The organism is Flammeovirgaceae bacterium SG7u.111, assembly GCA_034044135.1.
GTDB lineage: Bacteria > Bacteroidota > Bacteroidia > Cytophagales > Flammeovirgaceae.
In genome coordinates this window covers 356,288-380,000 of the sequence record CP139021.1, presented here as the reverse complement: position 1 = coordinate 380,000, position 23,713 = coordinate 356,288, and the positions used below count along the sequence as shown (strand labels likewise).

Sequence of the window (23,713 nt, the reverse complement as noted above, 5' to 3'; positions counted from 1 at the left end):
CAAAACTTTTCGCAAGTTTTTTTTTGGCTTTTTTCCCGCCGGGACAAGAAAGAAAACCATGCCAGAAAACGATACCTCCCGCCCTACGTCCAAGCGGGGTGCAAAAGTGGATAACTTTTGCCTAATATGCAAACCTTATATCAAATTTATTTTCCAGAACGGGAAAGGACCCCGTTCGCCGACGCCCACCTGCCGTAAGCGTCCGCAAAAATAAGAAAACATTCCCCAATTAAACAACAACATGCCCCCCTTTTATGGGAAATAACACACAACATGCTGAAACACAATTAGAAAAAATTAACCCGGTAGGATGTAATGGGCAAAAAAATCCCCCAAACCAAATGCTTAGGGGATTAAAAGCGACAAGAACTCTTGCCCTTTACCTTATAATAGTCTCGGCTCTATCTGGACCTGTAGACACAATTTTAACAGGGACTGATACAACTTCCTCTATATATTTTATATACTCTTTCAACTCGATAGGCAAGTCCTCATAGCTATTCACCTTGGTAATGTCAGTCTGCCACCCTTTAAAGGTTTTGTAAACTGGCTCCACAACTTCATTTTCCAAATCATAAGGAACCCTATCTACTACTGATCCATCGGCAAGCTTATAATGGGTACAAACCTTAACTTCTTCAAAATCGTTGAGCACATCAGCTTTCATCATGTAAAGCTCTGATGTACCACTCAGAACAGTTGCATACTTCAACACAGGAAGATCTAACCAACCGCAACGCCTAGGACGCCCAGTTGTAGCACCAAACTCTCTTCCTATCTTGCCCATCAACTCACCATCTTTATCAAAAAGCTCAGTAGGGAACGGGCCAGAGCCAACCCTTGTACAATATGCCTTGAAAATACCAAAAACACCTGTAACCTTAGATGGCGCAACACCTAAACCAGAACATGCTCCAGCTCCAGATGTATTTGAACTCGTTACGAACGGATATGAACCAAAATCAATATCAAGCATAGCTCCTTGAGCCCCTTCTGCCAACACTTTTTTTCCACTTGTAAACCTGTCATTCAAGAAATACTCACTATCTATCAGGTTCAAGCCTCTCATTACTTCTAGAGACTCAAAAAATTCGGCTTCATTTTCTGCCAAATCATATTCAAACTCTAAACTATCTAGCAAAAACTTATGCCATGAAGTCACTTCTTCGTACCTCTTTTTGAGAATAGCATCACTGATATCCCCAACTCTTAATCCCGTTCTTGCAATTTTATCTTGATATACAGGACCAATACCCTTCAGAGTAGAGCCTATTTTCTTATCACCTTTTCTCTTTTCTAATGCTGCATCCAATAATCTGTGAGTAGGTAAAATGAGGTGGGCTTTTCTAGATACAAACAAGTTTTTGTTCACATCATGATTGTATCCTTTAATCTGATCAATCTCTTTTCTCAATGTAATAGGATCCAACACAACTCCATTTCCAATTACATTTTCGATATTTTCATGGAAAATACCTGAAGGTATCTGATGCAACACATGCTTCCTCCCTTCAAACTCTAATGTGTGACCTGCATTAGGACCTCCTTGAAACCTTGCCACTACATCATATTTGGGGGAAAGATAATCTACTACTTTTCCTTTACCTTCATCTCCCCACTGTAACCCTAACAAAATGTCCATTGTGAATTGACTTAATTTATTTATGATTCAATCAAAAAATTATTTTTTCATTACTTGGAGTAGCCCTTCATTGTAATTATCAACAAAATGACATATCTGATCCAGTTTTGTTATCTCTATAAGCCGATAAACATTTTTTGGGGGCTTAATCATAATGATTCTACCCCCTATTTCATTGAAGCGGTTAAAGATACGAATTATATAGCTCAAGCCCGTACTATTCATATGTTGGATAGAAGAAAGATCTAGCACGCACTTCATATATTTTTTTACTATATGCTCATCTACTACCTCCAACACTTGCCTTTCTTCATTCAAGCCAAGCAAATCTCCTTCTAAGCCAATACTCAATACTCCACCAGCCGTATCATATGCAAACAAGAAATCCATTCTATCCTATTTGAGTTTTAAAACTAGATTTATCTGAAGGGCACAAAAAGGGAATACCGAATAGCTAAGCATAGCTCAACATGACATAAAAGGTTAGCTATTCCAAATATCCCACGATGCTTCAGCCTGTAAATGCAACATTTCTAGCCCATTTTTAACATAAGCACCATACGCTTTAGCCTTTTTCATAAAAAGAGTTTCTTCTGGGTTATAAACTAAATCATAGAAATAATGTCCTTCGCCCGCTGCGTCATAGGGCAGGTTTGGACAAACTTCTATGTTGGGGCTCATCCCTAAAGGTGTCGTGTTTATAACCAACTTATTCTTTTCCAAAAGAACCCGGTCAACATCGTTATAACTTAAGACTTCGCCCTCCCCTTTTCGGGACACCAAATTCCAGTCGATAGCTAAGTCGTCTAAAACAGCACGAACCGCCTTAGAAGCTCCTCCTGTTCCCAATATCAAAGCCGAATTAATTTTAGTGCCTTTCAAAAAGTCAACAAGAGATTCCTTAAACCCTATATAATCTGAATTATACCCTACTAACCTCCCACCTTCTACCTTCAGCACATTTACAGCCCCTATTTTTTTAGCTGCCTCGCTCATGTCATCTAAGTACTGAATCACTTGCTGTTTGTAAGGAATAGTCACATTCAACCCTTTCAGCCCTGCATTACTTTTAAGGACTTCTGGCAACAAGTCAATATCCTCAATTGAAAAAAGTTCATAAGATGCATCTTGAATAGATTCTTTTACAAACTTTTCAGAAAAATACTTTTTCGAAAATGAATGTGACAACGGATAGCCTATTAACCCAAACTTCTTCATTAGACTCAATTATATTACACTTTATAATTATCAGCCTTCTTTTTAAGCACTGACTTATATATATTACAAAACTAACCTACTAATATCTCAGCAAAGTCTCCTTGCAAGTATTTTTTGGCAGTTTCTATAACATCTTCAGAAGTAATCTTATTTATTTTAGATACATAAGTATCATAATACCTATCATTAAGTTGGTTAAAATAGATGGTTTTAAAATATTCTGCTACTGCGACAGGAGTATTAATAGACTTGATATAATTTCCAGCCATATAGTTTTTAACCGTATGCAATTCATCAGGCGTCACTAGCTCTGTGGTCAGTCTTTCTATTTCCAAATAGATCTGCTCTAAAGCTTCCCCAAGCCTTTCCTTTTTCACGTCAGTGCCAACAACAAAATAGCCTTCGTGCTGCATATAGATAAGACTAGAGTAAATGCCATATGTCAGCCCTCTTTTTTCCCTTATATTTTTCATGAGCCTCGACCCAAAATATCCTCCCAATATTTCATTGAGCACCTCCATTTTAATAGAATCAGGGTGATTCTTCTTTAAGAGCACTTTCCCAATGCGAATTGACGACTGGGAAGCGTCTTCTTTTTCAAGGTAAAGTTTGGAGGATGGGCTTTCTGCCCTAGGGATGGGCTTATCTTGCTCAGCAGGGTTCACGTTTGCACTCCCAAGCTCTTGGTTAAAAAGCTTAATTTGTTCATCGGTAATTTCCCCTGCTATTATTATCTCATAAGACTGCCCTAAAATAAGGTCTTGATAATGCGAAATAGTCGACTCCCTGCTGAAGCCATCCACCAACTCTGGGGTAATTGGGTATCCATATGGGTGAGATTTCCCAAAAAGATACTCCCTAAAAAGCATTGCAGCTTTGTAACTGTTCTTCTCCATGTTGATCTTAAGCTGCTGACCAAACCGCTGCTGGAGTAAACTGAATTCATTTTGAGGGAAAGAAGCATTTTGCAAGCAATCTTTCACAATGGAGAGCACTAGTGGCAAATGTTTGGAAAGCGTATACACTTCTACGGTCAAATAATCCATTCCCGCATTCACTTCCCAGTAAGCTCCCACTTGGTCAAAAGCACGGTTAATATCTTCGGCACTTTTGGTGGGAGTACCTTCAAATAGCAACCTAGAAACAAAAGAGGTCGCTCCTTGAATTCTTTCTTGCCATCTACCCGCCTTAAAAAGGATCTGAATATTGAAGATCGGCTGTGTGCCTATATTGATTACATATAGAGGTATTCCATTGTCTAGCAATACCTTTTTAGGTTTTTGCAAAACAAAATCTTGGATGGGATTATATATTGGAGGCCTTTGCCTATTAAGTTTTGTCATAAAAAAAGGGAAATAAAATTTCCCCCAATTTTAGGCAATTAAATCTTATACCACTAATAAATAAGCTCTCTGGAATAAATATTCGGTTTATTAGCAGACCTATTCCTTCAAAAAAGTCTTTAAAAGAACTGTATTGAAAGATTAAGCTCTTAGTTAACGCTACCTGTATTTGAAGCAGTAGCTTTATCATTGAAGTTCAAGAAAAGAGTAAATCTCAATGTATCTTGTAATGGATGATTTTGAGCTGTAGTAATTAAGTACGAGAAATCTATCCCAAATACTTGATAGCGTAACCCAACTCCAACTGTAAAATACTGTCTATCACCTTTATTTTCACTTTCATAATAATAACCTGCTCTGGCAGCTACCAAATCATTGTACCAATACTCTAGCCCTGTTCCAATCATAAATTCCTGTAGCTCCTCAGAAGCTCCGCCTGGAGCATCGCCAAAAGACTGGAACATACCTGTGACCCATCCCGTATCAGATGCATCTGAACCATTGATCAAATTACCATCCTCGTCATACTCAGCTGGTGAAGGAACTAGCAACTTATTAAAATCCAGAGCAAAAGTCAATTTATTATAAGGATCCAGTTCTGAAGTAAGCGCGGTTCCTAATCGTAAGTTTGTAGGAATAAAATCCTTTTGGTTTTCCGAAGAATAGGAGATTTTAGGTCCCATGTTCGAGATATTTGCCCCAAAAGCAAGGTCTGAATCAAGCCCACCCATCATAAAATCAGTTGTATAAAAAGCAGAAATATCAACGGCAACAGAGTTAGCCGCCCTTGTATCAGTATTGGTAGAACTATTAGTGATATTACCTGATAAATTCGAATAAATATACCTACCTGAAACAGCCATGCTAAATTTCTTGCTGAGTTTCATGGCATAAGAAGCATCAAAAGCAAATTCCCTAGGGTTAAAATCTTGGATAATTTGTTTGTTCGCATCAGTAAATTGCATGCTACCCAAATCAAAATAGCGCATACTAGCTGCAATAGCTGAAGTTTTTGATAATTTCTTATAACCTGTCAAATAAGACAAAGACATATCTCCAACAATTCGCTGTAACCAAGGCGAATAAGATAAAGAAACAGCCATATCCCTTTCGGCAAAGGCAAGTTTAGCAGGGTTCCAATGGGTAGCAGTAGCATCTGGGCTTGTTGCCGCACCCACATCACCCATGCCCGAGCTGCGAGCATCAGGAGCTATAGCTAAAAAAGGTACTGCTGTAGTAATTGGTCGGCTGTCATTAGTTTGCCCACCAATAGGGGTTTCTGTAGGAGAATCCTGTTGAGCGAACAGCTGGATTGGCAGTAGAGCCAATAAGATGAAATAAAGCCTATTGAACATAAATGTAATGTTTGTGTTTGAAAATATTTTACACCGAAGACAGGTGAAGCTTAATTTTTTGATTAGTTAGAAAAACAGTAATTGATAATTCTTACTTTAATTACAAATCGTCTATCCTCAACTTAATCCTCTAGGTGTTATTAGTAATTTTATTCCCAAATAGGCATCATTTTGATTATCAATAAAATTAACGAATAATTAAAAGCTTTGCCGATTTTGAAGCAGTTTCATTCGTTTCCAGATCGTAAAGATACAATTTATAGAAATATATACCACTGCTTAACGGTGCTCCATACTGATTTGTACCATCCCATTCTATTTTATTAACATACATCTGTCCATCAGAGCTTGGAAGCTCTAATTTAGTAACAAACGAGCCATTTGAGTTATATATCATAATACTAGCTGCCATTTCCTCACCAATCCTGTTATGAATAAATTCAAAACTGGTTTTAACAAAAAAAGGATTTGGCACAGTCAATAGTTCATATATTTGAAGTTTTTCCGAAGTCCTTACCTTAAATTCTACCGTTGCTTCGGAAGCATTGTTGTGAGTATCCCATGCAGTAACGGTGATCGAATGGTCACCTTCCTCAAGATCATATAAGGGAAAACTCAAGGACCCTTTCCTAAAATCATCTAAGCTAGTGGCATAAAAATCATTTAAGTTGAAGACATCACCATCTACATCTAGCACAGCCTCTATATTATGTCCAAGCCCATGTCCACTTGTATTTATACCGCTCTCATCAAAAAGCTCTAGGTATAGGTTAGTATTTGCAGGAACCACATTCCCATTCCTAAAGGTAGAATCCTCAAGGTATAATACCATTTCGGGAGCTTCTGTGTCAGAAATAAAATCCTTGCTACTCCCTCCTATAGTTAAATTCTCACTATAACCTCCAGCATCTGCCAGCCCATTCACCGACTGTGCATACAAACTAACTTTCCCTTCACCAAACTGGTAATCAATATCTTTTGGTACAACAAACTCAAAAGCAAACTTCCCATTTGCTATTGTTGCCTTACCTTGGTACAACAAATTTTCCCTATTGTAATATGTCATCACAGTAGAAGGCCCTTCATCCCCCAGAGTTTTAAGCTTTTTTAGTTTATCAAACACTTTCACATTTAAAACCCCGTCATAATTGGCTACAATACCTCCCAAGTCCCTTACCTCACCTTCCAGCTTTACAGACTGCAATGCTTTCAATGTATCGTTACCTGAGACTTCTTCTCCATTAATATGTGTCAACACCACATCGTCTTTAGGGTAGGAAAGCCTCAACGACGGATCTCCCAGCAAAGCAAAATTACGATTGTTCACCCCTACAATACTGGCATTTTTAGTTTGCCTAATGATATCTCCAAGCCTTGGGTACTCCCCATTGTTATCTTTTTCAAATACAGTCTTGTAAAAAGCTTCGTTTACCGAGTCATTTGAGCTTGAAAACACAGGTCTTGTAGTAGTTACCAACCCAATCGCTCCTCCTTTTGGGTTTAGAATAGCATATTCAGCCCCTGAGACAGTCAACGGGTTGTCATACCTTCCAAACTCACAAGTTGCCGTCATCATAAGAGGTAACTTGTTGATGTTTGTCCAAGATTGAATTTGAGAAGCTGTCAAAATATCTTCAGATGCCCAACGTATTTCAGAGCCATGCCCTGTATAGTTCAAAATCAACACTCCATTATCAATATGTCTATCAATTTTTTCCTTAACAATAGGTGAGCGCTTACCATTTGGAGTAGATTCTTGCACAAAGGCATCTATAAACAATCTTTCTACATTAAAGAGTTTATGGGAGCTTTCTATCAAATCAGCTAGACTGTTTGCTCCTCTTTGATGGGTATTTGAGTCTTCGTCATCTGCCACTAAGACAACTCTATTTCTCCAGTCGCCAAAAATTTCCTCTCCTCCATCATCATAATTGTACAGTTTATCTACAACCGCTTTAGCCTCTATCAAATTACGGGCGGGAATCCTTCCAATTCCCACTTCCATTAGGTGGGGAATTTCACTAGAGTTTTCGAGCCACTCCCCTTCTTCTTCATCCATAAACCCAAAATAATCGTCAGATGAAAAACTATTGATAGGATGTAAAGATTCATACGACTCATACACAGGTACATTTGCCTGATTATTCCCGCTTATATTTTTATAATCATACGTAGCATCTCCTAAAAGCAACACATACCTAAGCCCTGTTACCTCATCGCTATTCCGCAAATACAGCATCCTAATAAAGTCTCTTAAAGCAGTTACATCCTGCCTTCCTGAAGAAAACTCATTAAAAACTTGAGGTGTGGATGCAATCTCTGCAGTTAAGTTATCTTTTGCCCTTCGCAAAGCAGCTATCCTTTCCGCTTGAGGCAAAAGATCGGGGTGAGAAATGATAAGTAAGTTTGGGGCGGAAAGCCCGTGAAGATTCTGGTTAGGTATTTTTTCAATAAATTCGGGACGAGGAAAATCACTTCCAGAAAAAGCGATATACTCTTTCAAAGTATTAGTGGAATCCGAAAACGAGGCAATATTTCCATTTATACTATAGGGAATAGAAACTGGCTTTGTCTTTTTCGTGATATCCCAAACCTCCATGCCTTCTTCTGCTCCGGCTATCTGAAAACTAGACAGTGATTCAGCACTTTGAGGGATCGATCTAAAAATAACCTCATTTTCGTATAACTGAAGGTTCCGCCAAGCATTTACCAACACATAATCCAACATACCCAAGCCAGATGCCCCATTATCGTCAAAAGCAATCTTGAAAGCCAACTGTCCATCAGCCTCCAGCCCATTTGCAATTAGAGCGCTTTTTTTCTGTACCAATCGCCCCTTAAAACCATATTGAGTTTCAGGAAGAGCCTGTACGCCTATAGAATCATAAAAGCTTCCGTTCAAAGAAAAATCAAACTTCGATGGGGAGGTGTTTTCAGCCATTACCCTCGATTCAATCTCAAGCTCTGAACCATCAATAATACCAGGCATATTTAGGGAAATAGAATGCTCTTTTACAAGCTCAAATATTTCACCAAACCATAATCTACCTGAACCTGCGGTGCTTGATTCTCTGGCAAGTTGGTTCACCTCTTCTAGCTCATGAAACGTGTAATCCTTAAACTTATCGACGACAATACCGCCTGAAAGAACATTAGTTTTCTCTCCTATTAGAGTGGAAGGTCCCTGACCTATGGCTATGAAATAATAATTGGTATCTGCATATACATTTTTTTCATGACGAATAAACCCAGAAGCCTCATCTACTTTTTTCCCATCAGCTCCTTCAGCATAAAATAAGATGTAATCACTCTCAGAAAAAGCCCCATCTCCTCCTCCAGTTACACTCACAGCATTTTCTTCCAAATCATCGAAACGAAAAGCCGCATTTTCCTGAGGAAGCATGCCTCCTCCGTTTCCATATACCTTCACCTCTGCTGGGTCGATGGATGCCGGGCTCAACCCAAAGCTACTTAGTAAAGCTGCATCTATTTTATAAATACCATTTTCAGTTACGCCAACCTTAAAAACATCTCCAGTAGCTAGTACTGAAGCTGATTTAGGCGATTGTGCCAGTGTAAAATGGCAACTTAGAACAAATGACAGTATATATAATAGTTTTTCCACCATAAACCTTTGTACAAAATATATTCGCTATTCCTCCAAATCTTCCACCCTTACTTTAAGTAAAAGCGAAAACAAGTACTTGAGTTCTAAATAATTTTAGATTCACCTTTACCAAGAGCAAAACTGGTTTGATATTCCCTAAAAACCAAGATTCCTAACGTATACAATATCAATTATAAAGCATACAATTCAATTAGTGAGATTAACTTATGCACAACTGTTTGTTTTTCAGAAGAGAGGTAAGTGTGAATGTTAAGTAGTAATTGCTCGAATACATAAGATTATGAGCAGATTATAGCTTTAGAGAAGAGTTTTTTGAAGCATTAGTTGCAATGAAACAAAAATAAAAAGTAAAAATTCAAAAAATAGTGTTTCTAGATAGGTTTTACTTGCAAATAATTGACATTAATCATACCAATCCTACTATTCCCCTAAAACACAAAGAGCCTAGACTCAGCAAGTCTAGGCTCTCGATTTAACAATTAAACCAAATAATCCTTAAAATTTTACCACTTACAATTCTTTTAAAAATGAATCGAAAGAATCTGTTGTCTTTCAAATTCAATAGTTAAACGACATTTTCTCGTAGAGTTTTATCCTTCAAATAGGCTATTCGCCAGAACTCGATATTTGATCGGTGAACCTTCTATTTATCAAGATAAAACAAATTCGGATTAGGTATCTATGGGAATGTCCCTTACCATATAAAAGACGAGAAATTTGAAATGCAAAAACTCATTGATGAGGACATCCAAACAAATTATTCAAAAAACCAACAGACTAAGGCAGTAGTCACTAATGACTTCTTTATTGAACAAGGCAGAACCTTTCCCCTGCTTTTTATTGGGTGGTGGCAGGTGAGAAAACGAGTTTCAAAAACTAAAACTTTAACTCCAAAAAACACTTATTCATCATCTAAATAATGAATCAGCTCCTTGTTTTTTTGGAAATACAAAGTCGGTTTCCTTCCTATAAAACCATGAAATTCTTTGATGAAATGTGATTGGTCAAAATACCCTCCCATGTGTACAACCTCTTGCCAATCAATGGAGTCGGTATAACTCATCATGCTACAAATCATACTCATCCTTCTCAGCTTTGTATAAAGCTTAGGGCTAACACCTACCATTTCGGTAAATTTCCGCTGATAAGTCCTATTGCTCATGCTGCAATAATCGGCAAGCTGTTTCACCGTAACATTCCCTCGCTCATCTATAAGCTCAAGGGACTTGTCAAATGTTTCGAAAACAGCATTTGATTTCTTATGCTGTATTTCCAAAAAACGGTTAATTATTTTTACTTTTTCCTTAAGGCTCCCTTCACTACATGCAAGTTGCTCATACATCTTGACCATGCTTTCATCCAACACCTCGCTCACATCTCTTCTTTTATCGATAAGGGAAGGCATAGAAAAGCCAAACAACCTATATAAACCAGTTGGTTTGAATACTATCCCAACTAGATCTATCACTCCATTAAACTGCAATATATAGCGCTGTGTCGTTTGTCCTATCACAAAACTTCTTGGTAGGGTAACAGCCCTCCCCCTGTTACTTTGTACCCTATAAGGATCACCAAAGTTAAATACCATACCAGGAAACCCGCTTGGCGGGGATTCTATTTCAAAATTCGTTACAGGGCCCTGACCACTACCCATAAAAAAGTAGCATTCTACAAAAGGCTCTAGCTCTTTTGCAGGATTTTCTTTATGATAATACATTTCACTAGGCTTAAATTGACGCACAGAATCACAACTGCATTCTGGTTGAACGCGGTGAAAAACACGCTAGTAGGGTGGAACAATAGTAGTAGGTGAGCTGCTAATGATCTTGATATTTTCAAAATCTATATTCCTAAGCAACTCTCTTTATTTAGCTGAAATAAATATTTCTAAAAGAAATAAAAAAACAAATAGTAATTACAAACTTAGTAAGCTTTTTTTAAAGTTGTCTAAAGTAAAGTCTTTCGGCTACGAATGGCTGATTTGCCCTATGCTTCTCCAATTTTTCCTTAAATAATCACCATTATTCGCGTCAAAATTGAATCGCCTAGAACAAAACCCTCTCATTCTCGCCATGAAATCCCTACTTTAAACAACTTCATTGACAACGAAAATACGGATACCCCTTCCTAAAAAAAAATATTTGGCTTAAAAACAAAAAAGCCAGAGCGTTGAACCCTGGCTTCACCCAATAGTCTTAAGGATTTATCTATGCTTTAGAAACCATTTCAGCGGCATCTAGGCGAGCTGATACTGCTTCCCAGTTGATTACGTTGAAAAAATTCGCTACATAATCACCTCTTTTGTTTTGGTAATTGAGGTAATATGCATGTTCCCAAACATCTATTCCCAATATAGGCGTACCTGTCTCAGTCACTATTTTAGACATTAAAGGATTGTCTTGGTTAGGCGTAGAAGTTACAGAAAGTTTGCCCTTTCCATCGGTGATAAGCCATGCCCAGCCCGAGCCAAAGCGAGTTTTTGCCGCAGTAGAAAACTCCTCTTTAAACTTATCAAAATCACCAAACTGACCATTTATTGCCTCGGCAAGTTTACCAGTAGGCGCTCCACCGCCACTAGGTGACATCACCGACCAATAAAGGCTGTGGTTATAATGCCCACCCCCATTATTTCTCACACCTGTATCCGCATCGGTCACAGTCGCAAGTATATCGTTAAGAGATTTTCCCTCAAATGTTGCATTGCCTTTGATGGCCGCATTCAGTTTGCGCACATAACCAGCATGATGCTTTCCATGATGGATTTCCATCGTCATCTTATCTATATTGGGCTCAAGCGCTTCGGGAGCAAAAGCCAAAGCGGGCAATTCGAACTCTCCTGCCTGATTTGAAGCCACAGTGAGTAACTTTACCGCATCTTCTTTAGAAGAGCCTTTTTCTGCAGTGGTACATGCGTAAAATGGATTCAATACGGTAGCAGCTGTAATTACGCCACCGGTTTTTAAAAACTGTCTCTTGTTCATTTTTTTTTAGATATAAAAGGTTCGCTCAATGATGAATAAGTCTATGTTAGTTCCGTAAATTTATAACCTGACAGCTTTACCAATGTTTGTTTAATCTAAAATTTCAGCAAAGCTTTGGGCCATCTAGCACCGAACAAACACTTGAAGTTACACATTTTTTATCCCATAAGACAACTACACAAAATGGAAAAAATCAATACATATATCGAACACACTTTATTAAGCCCGGAAATTTCCTCAAAAAAAGTTGAAACCCTTGCCAAAGAAGCAATAACCCATGGTTTTCATGGAATTTGCATTCCTCCTTACTGGGTAAAAAAAGCCAAACGAGAAGTGGAAGGCAGCGAAGTGAAAATTGTCACCGTTATTGGCTTTCCATTGGGCTACCAAATTACATCGGTGAAAGTTGCCGAAATCCAAAAAGCCATAGCAGATGGGGCGGGTGAGATAGACATGGTGCTGAACCTTGGGGCTTTTAGGGAAAATCCGGCAGGTTGGGCAAAGCCCGATGTAGCAGCCTGTGCAAAAGCTTGCCACGAAGCGGAAGTACCTCTAAAAGTCATTTTGGAAACTGCTTATTTGAGCGACGAAGAAATAAAAGCAGCTTGCTTCCTCTGCAAAGAAGCTGGAGCAGACTTTGTAAAAACATCAACAGGATTTGCCCCAGCAGGAGCAAAAGCCGAACACATCAAACTTATGAGAGAATCCGTGGGTGAACAGCTGGGGATAAAAGCTTCGGGTGGCGTAAAAACTTTGTCCGATGCCTTGGCAATGATAGAAGCTGGTGCGGATAGAATTGGAACATCTAGCGGTGTGGCTATCGTGAAAGAAGCAAATTAAGCGTTTCTCGATAATTACTTTCTTCTCACATATTATTAACTTAAAACAGAGACTTTTACTACCTTCAAATCAGCACTACTTTACTTTAGGGCATGTTTGAATTTTATCTCTTTCGATGCAAATGCGCACAGAGCGTTTGTCCGGTTAATGAACCTCGCCTCGAAAGAAGGTTTTCTCGAGAAACATAACCTGAATATTTTCACGTAAAAACCTAAAATTTAAACATGATCTTAATGTTACATTTCATACAAACTATTTTTTCTTTTTTTGGACGAAATAAAGTACCATGCAAAATAAATACATAAAAATGGTAGATGTCCTTATCATAGGGGCAGGGCCAGCAGGCACACTTGCTGCATCTCTTTTAAAGCAAAAAGGCAGAAGTGTTCAAATCATTGAAAAAGCTATTTTCCCACGTTTTTCTATTGGGGAGAGCTTGCTTCCCCGCTGCATGGACCATCTTCAGGAGGCTGGTATGCTTGAGGCTGTTAAAGCCCAAGGTTTCCAACAAAAGTTTGGGGCTAAGTTCAAAAAAGATGACTTGGCATGCGACTTTGACTTTACCGACCAATTTACCGAAAGCTGGAAATGGACTTGGCAAGTACCCCGAGCCGAATTTGACCAAACGCTTGCCACAGAAGCAGAAAAAAAAGGAATCCCTATTTTGTATGAACATACTGTCACAGACATTCAATTCAATGATTCCTCGTCCGTGACCACCATAGAAGATAAGCTTGGAAAACAGACCAAAGTTGCAGCAAAGTTTGTGATAGATGCAAGCGGATTTGGACGGGTTCTTCCCCGGCTACTCCAACTCGACACCCCTTCTGACTTACCTCCACGGTCTTCATTTTTCACCCATGTCATCGACAAATCCCGACCCGAAGGGCAAGAGGGCGAACGCATCGTAATTATTGTTCATGATGTAAATACGTGGATTTGGCTCATTCCCTTTTCCAATGGAAAGACATCGGTAGGCATTGTGGCAAACCCTAGCTTTTTTCAAGAATTTGAAGGAACACAGGAAGAAAGGATGAGGGCAATGATAGACACTGTCCCTTTGGCAAAGGAGCGACTTGCAGGGCTTGACTTCGATTTTGAGCCTATAGAAATTACCGCTTTTGCCAAAAAAACGAAAGCGCTTTATGGTAAAGGCTTTTGCTTAACTGGAAATGCCTCGGAATTTCTCGACCCTATTTTCTCGTCAGGAGTTTCATTTGCTATGGAATCTGGAGTGCTGTCAGCAAAGTTGATAGACAGGGAGCTTGGAGGAGAGGAAGTTGATTGGGAAAGTGAATATGTCAATTACCTTCAGCAAGGGTTGGAAACATTCAAAACCTATATAAATGCTTGGTACGACGGCACGCTGCAAACTATATTTTTCAACCCACAAACTAACCCAACCATCAAAAAACAGATCTGTTCAGTCCTTGCCGGCTATGTCTGGGACCTAAGCAATCCTTATGTAAAAAAACATAAGCGGGCAGTAAAAGTTCTATCCCAGTTTTTAGAAATGGCTTCTACCTAAATTTATTTTTTCTCTGGCTCAGGATTGTTCAAATGACCGTAGAAATATAGCCGGTGGTTCGTTACGGTAAAATCAAATGTTTCTTCTACCAACTTCTGAATAGCTTGGATGCGAGGATCGCAAAACTCAAAAATCTGGTTGGTATCCGTACAGATCACATGGTCATGTTGTTTATAACCATGCGATTTTTCGTAAAGAGAAAGGTTCTTTCCAAACTGATGCTTAATCACCAAATCACATTCCAGCAAAAGGTCTAGCGTATTGTAAACCGTTGCCCTGCTTACCCTATAGTTTTTATTTTTCATATTGATGTACAGCGATTCCACATCAAAATGCCCATCGTTACTGTAAATTTCTTCTAATATGGCAAAGCGCTCAGGGGTTTTCCTAAGTTGTTTTTTTTCAAGGTATTGGGTAAAAATATCCTTTATCTCTGGAAATCTTATATCGTCTTGACTCATTGTCCTATTAATTAAGCGTCTTTTCGCTTTTGGTAGAAAATATTAGTTTGTTAGGCAAACCAAAGTAAGTCCTAACTGGCGAAAATACAATTTATTCATTAGCTATCTAGCAATACAATACTAAACCTCAGGAAGTTCCTCGCCATAATGCCCAACAGATTAGCAATCCTTCCTTAAAATTAAAAACTTCTTCGCATTTACTATGTTTTTTGGAGCAAAAGCCCACAATTTGTTCAAACAATCTACTCTATCCCTAGTTCAGGATTTACCAACTGTTTCTATATTCTCATATTCAACTAGCTTTCAAAAGACACTCATGCAAACCTATGTATCCATTGGGCTAACAGTACTAGCTGTGCTTCCCATTATAGCCACATTGGCCTCTACAGTGAAGCTCCCCCATTGGTGGCTTAGAGTTTTCGATTTTCCAAGGCTTCAGATCACTGTCTCACTTTTTCTTTTCATGGTACTTGGTCTTATTTTTTACAGCTTATCCGAGACATGGCACTTTATAGTGCTTGGAGGGCTGTTTATCAGTTTCTATTTTCAGCTTACCCGAATTGCACCCTATACCCCTTTAGCAAAAAAACAGGTTGTAAGCTCTTTGAAAGGAGCAGATGTAAAAAACACAATCAACATTTTGGTTAGCAATGTCCTTACTTCTAACAAAGAATCTGAAAAACTGATAGCACAGGTAAATAAGCTCAGCCCTCATATCTTGCTTACTTTAGAGTCCGACAAATGGTGGGAAGAAAAATTAGACGTATTGGAAAAAGACTTTCCCTATACAGTAAAAATCCCCTTGGATAACCTATACGGAATGCACCTTTATTCTAATCTGGAACTCAAAAACACTCAAGTAAACTACTTGGTACAAGACGATATCCCCTCCATTTTTGCTAAGGTAGTGTTGAAGTCAGGTGCTGAAATCGATATCTATTGTGTACATCCTCGTCCCCCTGCTCCCTCTGAAAGCTCAACTTCTATTTACCGCGATGCCGAGTTGCTAATAGTGGGACAGAAAGTACAAAAATCAAAAGAACCCACATTGGTCTTTGGCGATCTCAATGATGTAGCCTGGTCCTATACCACCCGACTTTTCCGAAAAGTAAGCGGCTTGCTCGATCCCCGAATAGGAAGAGGAGTGTTCAGTACTTTTCATGCCGACAAGCCTTTACTCAGGTGGCCGCTAGACCATATTTTCCACTCCAAAGATTTCGAGTTGGTCAATATCCAACGGTTAAATAGCATTGGTTCGGACCATTTTCCCTTGTTCGTTTCTCTTTACTTAGATCCAAAAGCCGATGAAAATGTCCACCAAGCTAGTAAAGAAGACAACCAAGAAGCCAAAGAAATTATTCAAAATGGACATGAAGAGGCAAAAAGTTAGCCGAGCTATTACTTTGTTGTAAGCTGGATAGCTCCGCAGTAGTTCAGATCTGAGCGGATATTCAGCGTCCTTTTCCGCTTACCGCTTTTGATCATTATTGCCGCCGTATTAGGAGGTTCATCTCCCAGCGTGTGGGCAAAAAAGATGATTTTATTATCTTCCCCAAGCCTAAATTTCAGCTTTATTTTTTTCTTCCTTTTGCGGAGCATATAATCCTTTAATACCCACTGGTCGTTGAACTTCAGAGAAATCACATCTCCATCTACTTCTTTCAAATCCCACACTTTTATAGTGACCTTCGCTGCTTCTACCTTAAACTTACTCTGTATATTTATCTCCCTACCTTCTAGCGGAGCTATTTCGGGAATTTCTGGATCAACGCTCACTTGCTCATTCACTGCTAGCACTTCTTCTTCTATTTCCAGCGAATCGGTCGATATTACCGATACTTCGTCAATGTACAAATAGCTTTGAGGGTCAATATCGTAATGATAATATCTTTTGGTCAAATTATAATCGCTCAAGAAGTTTCCTATCGTCAGGTATTCGTACGGCTTATCGGCTAACACCACAAAGGAAATCTCTTCCCATTCGGTAGAATGAAACACCTCGCCCATCATATATTGGGGCTTTTCGGGCATAGGCTCGTAGGCAAACTGCTCGGCAGGAACTACGGTAAAAAGAGCACCAAGTCCATTAGTCCCTATATTACCAAAAGTCATTTTGTTTCCGCTGGTCACATGAAACTTCACTTGGTATTTTTTGCCCATCTGCATCGGCTTCAGTAGGCGTACAGAAAAGTACTCGCGGTAGTCTCGCTTTCGTTGCAAGAATGTGATGACCCCGACCGTAGAATTACCCTTATATGGATCAAAATATTCACCATTTCGGATACTCCCATCGTAGCGCTTGGCGGCAAACATGTGGTCTGGCGTGCCAAAAAGTGGAGTATTTTGCCTCATGTTCGCATTGAACCAGTGCTTCACGTTGCTAATGGCCGCTTGCCCCGAAGTTTCTTCATTTATATCTTCAAAACCAGGGTTTGGCACAAGATTTTGGGCAAAAAATGGAGTTGCCAATGCCAAGAGGCAAAGGCCTGTGATAGTCAAAAAGGGGATTCTAAAAATTTGTTTGTTAACATTCATCTTCTTACACAAAATCTCAGCAATTCTAATAAATAATTCGGTTTAATTTTCCTCAAAAATCCTGCTCTGAGGGCGAATAAGCAAAGGACTAAAACTAAAGTGCAGACCATAAGGCATCAATTTCAACTGTTTGCCTTTGTACTCTCCCTTATCGCACTTACCCGTAATGTCCCACACCGAGCCCGTTTGGTCATCTATAAATTTACCATTTTCTTTTTTAAACGTAAGCCTTTTGCCCTCTACCATAGAAGAAAAAACTACAGCCGTTCCTATATCCTTCGAGTCTTTTATGTACTCCTCATCGAGTGGAGAAAGCACATTGTCCTCGTAAAAAATCACCACAAAATTATCATTGGGCGTGTCGTTCAGCACCCCAGCTACGCTCACATAGCTCAGCGGATAGATAAAATATTCCCCCATCGACTGGATACTCAATACCCGCTGCATGGCAGGCAGCCTATCGTTCACCAGCCCCGAATACAAAAAAGGCTTGGGTTTCTTTATATCATCGTAGCGGTAATATGGATTGGTTCCGTAGCGTACCGTTTCATCAATATTATTTGCCATCACCAGCCCATAAGGATAAAGCTCGTAATACCTTTTGTAAGAAAGAATCTTGAAAGGAACAATTTCCATTTTTGCACCAGCAAATTCACCTGCTACGGCATCACCGTCTAGTTGCTGCCACCAAGTTTCGGTTTCATGATCGTACATCACCATGTTCGCATAGCGAAGCACCCCTGTAGTCCCAAAAGAAAGGACTTGGGTTTTATCGTTATGAACCACCTTCCGGTTATATACAGCAATTGAGCCCGAAAGAGGACAAAAAGTGACCGCAACATTTTTCCTTCCCACCCCATCGTTGATGATGTTGTGGTAAATAAGCACACTGACTGGATACGCTTTTTCTATGTGTCCCTCAGTAACCACCAACATAGGCTCATCGGGAGAATAAACTCCTTCAGCTTGTCGCTGATTCCAAAAGTCAGAATTGTAAATTGGGGAAATGGCATTTTTGGGCAAGTAAGCCTTAAAATCTGTTATAGGAACAGTCAGCTTATTGAAGTTCGTCTCCCACGTTTGGTACACTCCCGGAATTTCAAATTGGGCATAGCTATCCCAACTCAAAAAAATAAAACACAGTATGATAAAAAGCCTCTTCATTTATAGTTCAGTTAATTGCAGGTATTTGTTTGTGATAATCTTCTTTTGAAGATGGATAGTTTGTTCGCCACAAACCAAGGACCAAGAGCACCTCCCATCATCAAACCATCGTATCATTTTATCATCCCCTCATTCCCCTTCTATTCTTCCAAGTCTTCGCACCTTCCCTTTTTCCAAATATACACCCCAGCCTTGTTCGCTTTTCCAGTATTGCGATAGGTAACCCCATCGCAACCGCAAACATGATCTGCTTCGTTGCCGACAAATGCTGGAGGTGTTTTGGAAGGATCTTTACAAGGTACTAAGTTATCTAGCTGCTCTATATCCCATGTAGCCTCTAGCAAAGGGACAGTTCGAGTGCATTTGGTGGTCACATAACTAGTTCCTTTCACGTAGGCATACACCAAATAACTTTCCCCTTCATAGAAAATCGCATCGCAAGAAGTATAGCCAGCTTTTACTATCACCCTTCTTCCATATCCATAATCCCCTTTCCAAAGCTGCTCAATTTCAAATATCAACTCATCTCCTTTCCCATCTACTGACTGGTACAACTCCACCACCTTCCCCACAAAAACTGCCGTAGATTCTGCAAACTGCTCTTCTAATGTAGGCGTAATCCTACATTTACAATCCAAATATTCATTGTTTTTAAATGTCCCCTGCTCTACCCTACCGTCGGCATAAACCAGCGTGCCACTCCCGTGCATCTCATCATTTTTCCAATTCCCTACATAAATAGTCCCCGTAGCCCATTCGTGTTTGCCCCAGCCATTGCACTTATCAAACTTCCATTCTCCTTCGTGGAACGACCCATCGGGCAAGGTCAGTTTACCAACCCCATGTTTCACATCGTTCTTAAATTCCCCTTCGTACACCGATCCATCAGCATAAGTCAGCTTGCCTCTACCGTCTTTCTTTCCATTTAGCCAAAGCCCATCGTAGGTATTCCCTTTGTAGGTAAAAGTACCTTTTCCTGTCATGGTTCCATACTTCCACATCCCCTCGTACTTGCTGCCATCGGGCCAGGTGCAAACCCCATACCCATGGCGAACCCCTCGCCTAATTTTCCCTTTATATACCCCTTGTGCTGTCGCCGTTGTATCTTGAGCAATAGTATGTAGCTCAAACCCAAACAAGCATATGAGTAAAGCAACTATCAGTTTTGTCCTTAGCATAATTTGTTTAAATAAATTTTCATCTTCATCAGGCAGTCCATACCACCTTCTTCAAAGAGACCACCTGTTTAATTGAAAAGCCATAACCTTCCCCCACTTCACTTTTGCCATAAATTTAATGGCTATAGGTTACGAAAAAAAAGACTGGGATAATTATAATCAGATTTTAACTCTTTATCAGTACACCTTGCCTTCCGAATTTGTTCAGATATAGGCGAAGCACCGAGTATGATTATTTTTTTAAGGATACTCCGCAAAGATGCCACAGCCTGTGTGTCGGCTCAGAAGCTGTTTTGAAACTAAATTTAAAAATGGTTATAGCTTATTTTGGATGCAGAATGAGGCAAAATCGACAAAGGTAGTGGGGCTATCTGCGGAGATTTTAACGCGGACGGCTAGTCGAAATTATGCGCCGAAAGAAGCTATAATAAATTTGAAGTTATGTTTCCAAAAGCTTCTCAGTGAAGAATTTTATTTTGAACCGGACAGTCGCTTCTGTGTGCATTTGTAGCGAAATAGGTAAAATTTAAACATACTCTCAATATAACATTGGCGACAGTTGAGTCGCTCTAGTAGGGTGTCTCCACAAAAAATCACCAAAACTCCTCCAATCTTACATTCCTTACCTGCCTTGCCCGCACCGCTTGGAGAATAATCTTTGGCAAATGGAAGGATAGACTGAACGGGTGTAGCGTTATCCGCAACGATTGCTGCGTAAACCGCAAAAATTGGAGCGTTATCCGCAAAGTTTTATGACCAAAAGGCGGCAAATGCTTACATATCCGCTTAAAATAGGGCATAAACCGCAACGATCATGTAATAAACCGCAACAATTGACACGTGTTCCGTAAAAAATGGAGCGTCCTCCGCAAAAATCAGGGCGTGACCCGCGGAAGTTGAAGCGTGACCTGCTAGTTCTTCACACTGTTACTTGTAAAACCCAAGAAAGAAGAGGGTCAAGCAAAGCCGATACCCATTTTGATGTACCATTTTCGTCCTAATCGTACAGATAATCCCTAATTTTTCTTCGGATGTACATTATAAACTATTCATACTTTGACTATTCCTTACATATAAGCGGCATAACATAGTTCAATCTATTATTTTTGATTTTCTGCATAGGTAAGGTAAAATAGCGATAACAACCGATTGGCGAACCTCAAGCATGCTATCGTCAAAATGATGGCATTGCTCTTTTATAACCGTAGATTAAGCGTTTAATAAACGCATAACCTTATGGTTGTTTTTGGTCAACAAACCAGTTTTTTGTATATTAAGTAAAGGGAATGGGAAGAAAGCTCCAATTAGTATAAATAATGCGCCTCAGCACCAAAAGGATTGATTTTTTTTGTACAAAAGTCTTTTTTTTTAAGAAGCCTAGTTCTTCTGCACTATATTTAGGGATAAAGACATAATGGAAATATGTGCAATTGCATATATAAACAAGTTGTGCATAATGCGAAAAAAAGCAAGATGATAGAAAAATTTAAGGTTAATATACCTCAATCCGAACTTGACGATTTGAATGAACGAATCGAAAAAGTTAGATGGCCTGATGAAATTGAAAATTCTGATTGGAAATACGGAACAAGTCTATCATACACAAAAGAATTAGCCGATTATTGGTTAAAAGAATTTGATTGGAGAACAATAGAAAAGCAAATAAATTCTTTTCCAAATTTTATCGCAAACATTGATGGTAATAAAATCCATTTTCTTCATATTAAGAGTAAAAATAAAAATGCCATTCCAATCATCATAACTCACGGTTGGCCTGGTTCATTTCTTGAAATGTTCAAAATCATACCATATTTGACAGAATCAGAAGATTTATCTTTTGATTTGGTTATTCCCTCAATAATTGGATTTGGTTTTTCAGGAAAACCAACAGAAAACGGAAGTGATTATGGGTTTAATGCTAAGTTATGGCACAAACTAATGATTAAACTTGGGCACAATAAATATGCACTACAAGGTGGAGATATCGGAGCAGGAATTAGCATAAAAATTGCACAAAAATATCCTGAAAGTATTATCGGATTACATTTGAATTACATATCCGATTCCTATGAACCATATTCTGAAGAAAATACTGCTACCAACATAATTAAATTCCGAAATCTTATTAAAGAATGGAACGGAAAAGAAGGTGCTTATTCTACTATACAAAGCACAAAACCTTTGTCATTAGCTTATGGACTAAACGACTCACCAATTGGACTTTGTGGATGGATAATTGAAAAATTTAATGCTTGGAGTGATAATAACGGACACATAGAAAATAGTTTTACAAAACAAGAACTACTAGCAAATGTATCTCTATATTGGTTTACCCAAACAATACATTCGTCCATTAGAATGTATCACGAGATTAGCATTAATCCAATGAAATTTGGAAAAGATGATTTTATCAATATTCCAGTCGGATTTGCGAAATTCCCAAAAGAAATTCCTGTACCACCGAGAGAGTATATTGAAAATGGATTTAATATTGTCCATTGGGCAGAAATTGAAAAAGGAGGACATTTTGCTGCTTTTGAACAACCAAAATTATTAGCTAATGATATAATAAGGTTTTTCAAGAAACTGAAATAAACCACTATGCACAACAATGGCTATAATTAATACGGGGTTAGGTGCTTAATCCAAAGTTTAGAACTTATAACTAAGTCCGCCAAATCTTTTTGATTTGGCTTTAAAATTAAAAGATAAAACAAAATAAAAAGTTTTGGCTAAGTACTTAATCGAAAGTTCACTACTTTTAATTCCCGTACTAACCATAGCCGAGACGTTGGCATTAATTAGAGAAATGAATAAACTCAAAATTATCTTACTATTTACGATTGTCTTTTTGAGTTGCAAAAGTGAAATCGAAAGTACTAAAATGCAGTTTTTGACCGAAGTAGTCCCTGACAATACCCCGATTGAATTTAAACAAGATTTAATTCCTCAAAACAAACTTATTCATAAAGGAATTTTTAGTCCTGACTTACAAGAATATTACTATACTATTTCTGATAAAAATTTTGAGCTATTTGAAGTTTTCGTAATAGAAAAAAATAAAGAAAAATGGTCTACACCAAAAAAAGCATTCTTTGATAGCAAACATAATGAACATGGAATGAGCTTTTCAGCGAATGGAAATACTCTTTATTTCAGTTCAACAAGACCTGTTAATATTGACGGAGTTGTTCAAACTTGGCATATATGGAAATCTGAAAAGATTAATGGAAAATGGACTGAACCAATTTTTGTAGATATTCCCAATTTGAGAGATAAATTAGTTTCTCATCCTACAATTACTAATTCTGGAACTCTATATTTTCACACAAGTAATTTAGATTACAGCGAAATGGATATTTATCATTCAAAAAAAGTGAATGGAAAATTTGAAAACGCAGAAAAAACTACAATTTCGATGAATTCCAAATCTGGAAAATGCACACCACATGTTTCTCCAAAAGGAGACTATTTAATTTTTGCTTCAATTGGAAACGAACTCGACTTAATGATTAGCTATAATGATGGGAAAGGCGGATGGATAAACACAAAAAAACTTAATGATAAAATTAATAATATGGGACAAGGCAATCCATATATAACACCTAATGATAAGTTTCTTTTTTACACTACAGGAGGGCATTTAGAGAACGATTGGAAAGTGAAATGGGTGAATATAGAATCTGAAATAAAAAATAACTAATGCCAATCGAGTAGGCGCCGTGAGCCATTAGAATTCTAAGTCTTTCACCCTTTGGCACACTCAAAGTTCATGAGCTATATTCACCATTCAAGGCGCACACAGATACGTTAGCGGTAAAAGTTCGAAGACCAATCCAT

17 protein-coding genes are annotated in these 23,713 nt (G+C 38.6%); 5 read left to right on the top strand and 12 right to left on the bottom strand.

What is annotated here, in order from left to right:
* Window positions 1–379: 379 nt before the first annotated feature.
* From R9C00_01480 to R9C00_01445, 8 genes are all read right to left on the bottom strand, one after another.
* Window positions 380–1,642, bottom strand: coding sequence for an adenylosuccinate synthase (locus R9C00_01480; GenBank protein ID WPO36119.1), 1,263 nt, complete (start codon window positions 1,640–1,642; stop codon window positions 380–382).
* 39 nt (window positions 1,643–1,681) lie between these two features.
* Window positions 1,682–2,032, bottom strand: a complete 351-nt coding sequence (locus R9C00_01475) for an STAS domain-containing protein (protein ID WPO36118.1) — start codon at window positions 2,030–2,032, stop codon at window positions 1,682–1,684.
* Window positions 2,033–2,125: 93 nt separating this feature from the next.
* Entirely contained in the window at window positions 2,126–2,860 is a 735-nt protein-coding gene (locus R9C00_01470) for a shikimate dehydrogenase (GenBank protein ID WPO36117.1), read from the bottom strand.
* A 71-nt stretch (window positions 2,861–2,931) separates the two neighbouring features.
* On the bottom strand, window positions 2,932–4,146 hold the full coding sequence (locus R9C00_01465; GenBank protein ID WPO36116.1) for a pitrilysin family protein: 1,215 nt from the start codon (window positions 4,144–4,146) through the stop codon (window positions 2,932–2,934).
* Between the two features lie 206 nt (window positions 4,147–4,352).
* Window positions 4,353–5,558 (bottom strand): type IX secretion system outer membrane channel protein PorV, encoded by a 1,206-nt coding sequence (porV, locus tag R9C00_01460; GenBank protein ID WPO36115.1) that lies wholly within the window; start codon window positions 5,556–5,558, stop codon window positions 4,353–4,355.
* 187 nt (window positions 5,559–5,745) lie between these two features.
* Window positions 5,746–9,186, bottom strand: a complete 3,441-nt coding sequence (gene porU, locus R9C00_01455; protein ID WPO36114.1) for a type IX secretion system sortase PorU — start codon at window positions 9,184–9,186, stop codon at window positions 5,746–5,748.
* Between the two features lie 901 nt (window positions 9,187–10,087).
* Entirely contained in the window at window positions 10,088–10,903 is an 816-nt protein-coding gene (locus tag R9C00_01450; GenBank protein ID WPO36113.1) for an AraC family transcriptional regulator, read from the bottom strand.
* Between the two features lie 490 nt (window positions 10,904–11,393).
* Window positions 11,394–12,167 (bottom strand): superoxide dismutase, encoded by a 774-nt coding sequence (locus R9C00_01445; GenBank protein WPO36112.1) that lies wholly within the window; start codon window positions 12,165–12,167, stop codon window positions 11,394–11,396.
* Window positions 12,168–12,350: 183 nt separating this feature from the next.
* Here R9C00_01445 and deoC point away from each other — a divergent pair, with 183 nt between their 5' ends.
* A complete protein-coding gene (deoC, locus tag R9C00_01440) occupies window positions 12,351–13,007 on the top strand; it encodes a deoxyribose-phosphate aldolase (protein ID WPO36111.1) in 657 nt (218 codons plus the stop codon).
* Window positions 13,008–13,293: 286 nt separating this feature from the next.
* On the top strand, window positions 13,294–14,535 hold the full coding sequence (locus tag R9C00_01435; protein WPO36110.1) for an NAD(P)/FAD-dependent oxidoreductase: 1,242 nt from the start codon (window positions 13,294–13,296) through the stop codon (window positions 14,533–14,535).
* 2 nt (window positions 14,536–14,537) lie between these two features.
* Here R9C00_01435 and R9C00_01430 read toward each other — a convergent pair whose 3' ends face one another.
* A complete protein-coding gene (locus R9C00_01430; protein WPO36109.1) occupies window positions 14,538–14,996 on the bottom strand; it encodes a transcriptional repressor in 459 nt (152 codons plus the stop codon).
* Between the two features lie 316 nt (window positions 14,997–15,312).
* Between R9C00_01430 and R9C00_01425 the strand changes: the two genes are divergently transcribed.
* A complete protein-coding gene (locus tag R9C00_01425) occupies window positions 15,313–16,386 on the top strand; it encodes an endonuclease/exonuclease/phosphatase family protein (GenBank protein ID WPO36108.1) in 1,074 nt (357 codons plus the stop codon).
* Window positions 16,387–16,394: 8 nt separating this feature from the next.
* Here the strand turns inward: R9C00_01425 and R9C00_01420 are convergent, their stop codons facing one another.
* The 3 genes from R9C00_01420 to R9C00_01410 form a co-directional block, all read right to left on the bottom strand.
* On the bottom strand, window positions 16,395–17,531 hold the full coding sequence (locus R9C00_01420) for a hypothetical protein (protein ID WPO36107.1): 1,137 nt from the start codon (window positions 17,529–17,531) through the stop codon (window positions 16,395–16,397).
* A gap of 42 nt (window positions 17,532–17,573) precedes the next feature.
* Window positions 17,574–18,695 (bottom strand): DUF3179 domain-containing (seleno)protein, encoded by a 1,122-nt coding sequence (locus tag R9C00_01415; GenBank protein ID WPO36106.1) that lies wholly within the window; start codon window positions 18,693–18,695, stop codon window positions 17,574–17,576.
* A 140-nt stretch (window positions 18,696–18,835) separates the two neighbouring features.
* Window positions 18,836–19,873, bottom strand: coding sequence for a hypothetical protein (locus R9C00_01410; protein WPO36105.1), 1,038 nt, complete (start codon window positions 19,871–19,873; stop codon window positions 18,836–18,838).
* Window positions 19,874–21,346: 1,473 nt separating this feature from the next.
* On the opposite strand from R9C00_01410, the gene R9C00_01405 reads away from it, so the two are divergent.
* On the top strand, window positions 21,347–22,468 hold the full coding sequence (locus R9C00_01405; GenBank protein ID WPO36104.1) for an epoxide hydrolase: 1,122 nt from the start codon (window positions 21,347–21,349) through the stop codon (window positions 22,466–22,468).
* Between the two features lie 214 nt (window positions 22,469–22,682).
* Window positions 22,683–23,576: a hypothetical protein gene (locus R9C00_01400; protein WPO36103.1), complete on the top strand. Its 894-nt coding sequence runs from the start codon at window positions 22,683–22,685 to the stop codon at window positions 23,574–23,576.
* Window positions 23,577–23,713: the final 137 nt, after the last annotated feature.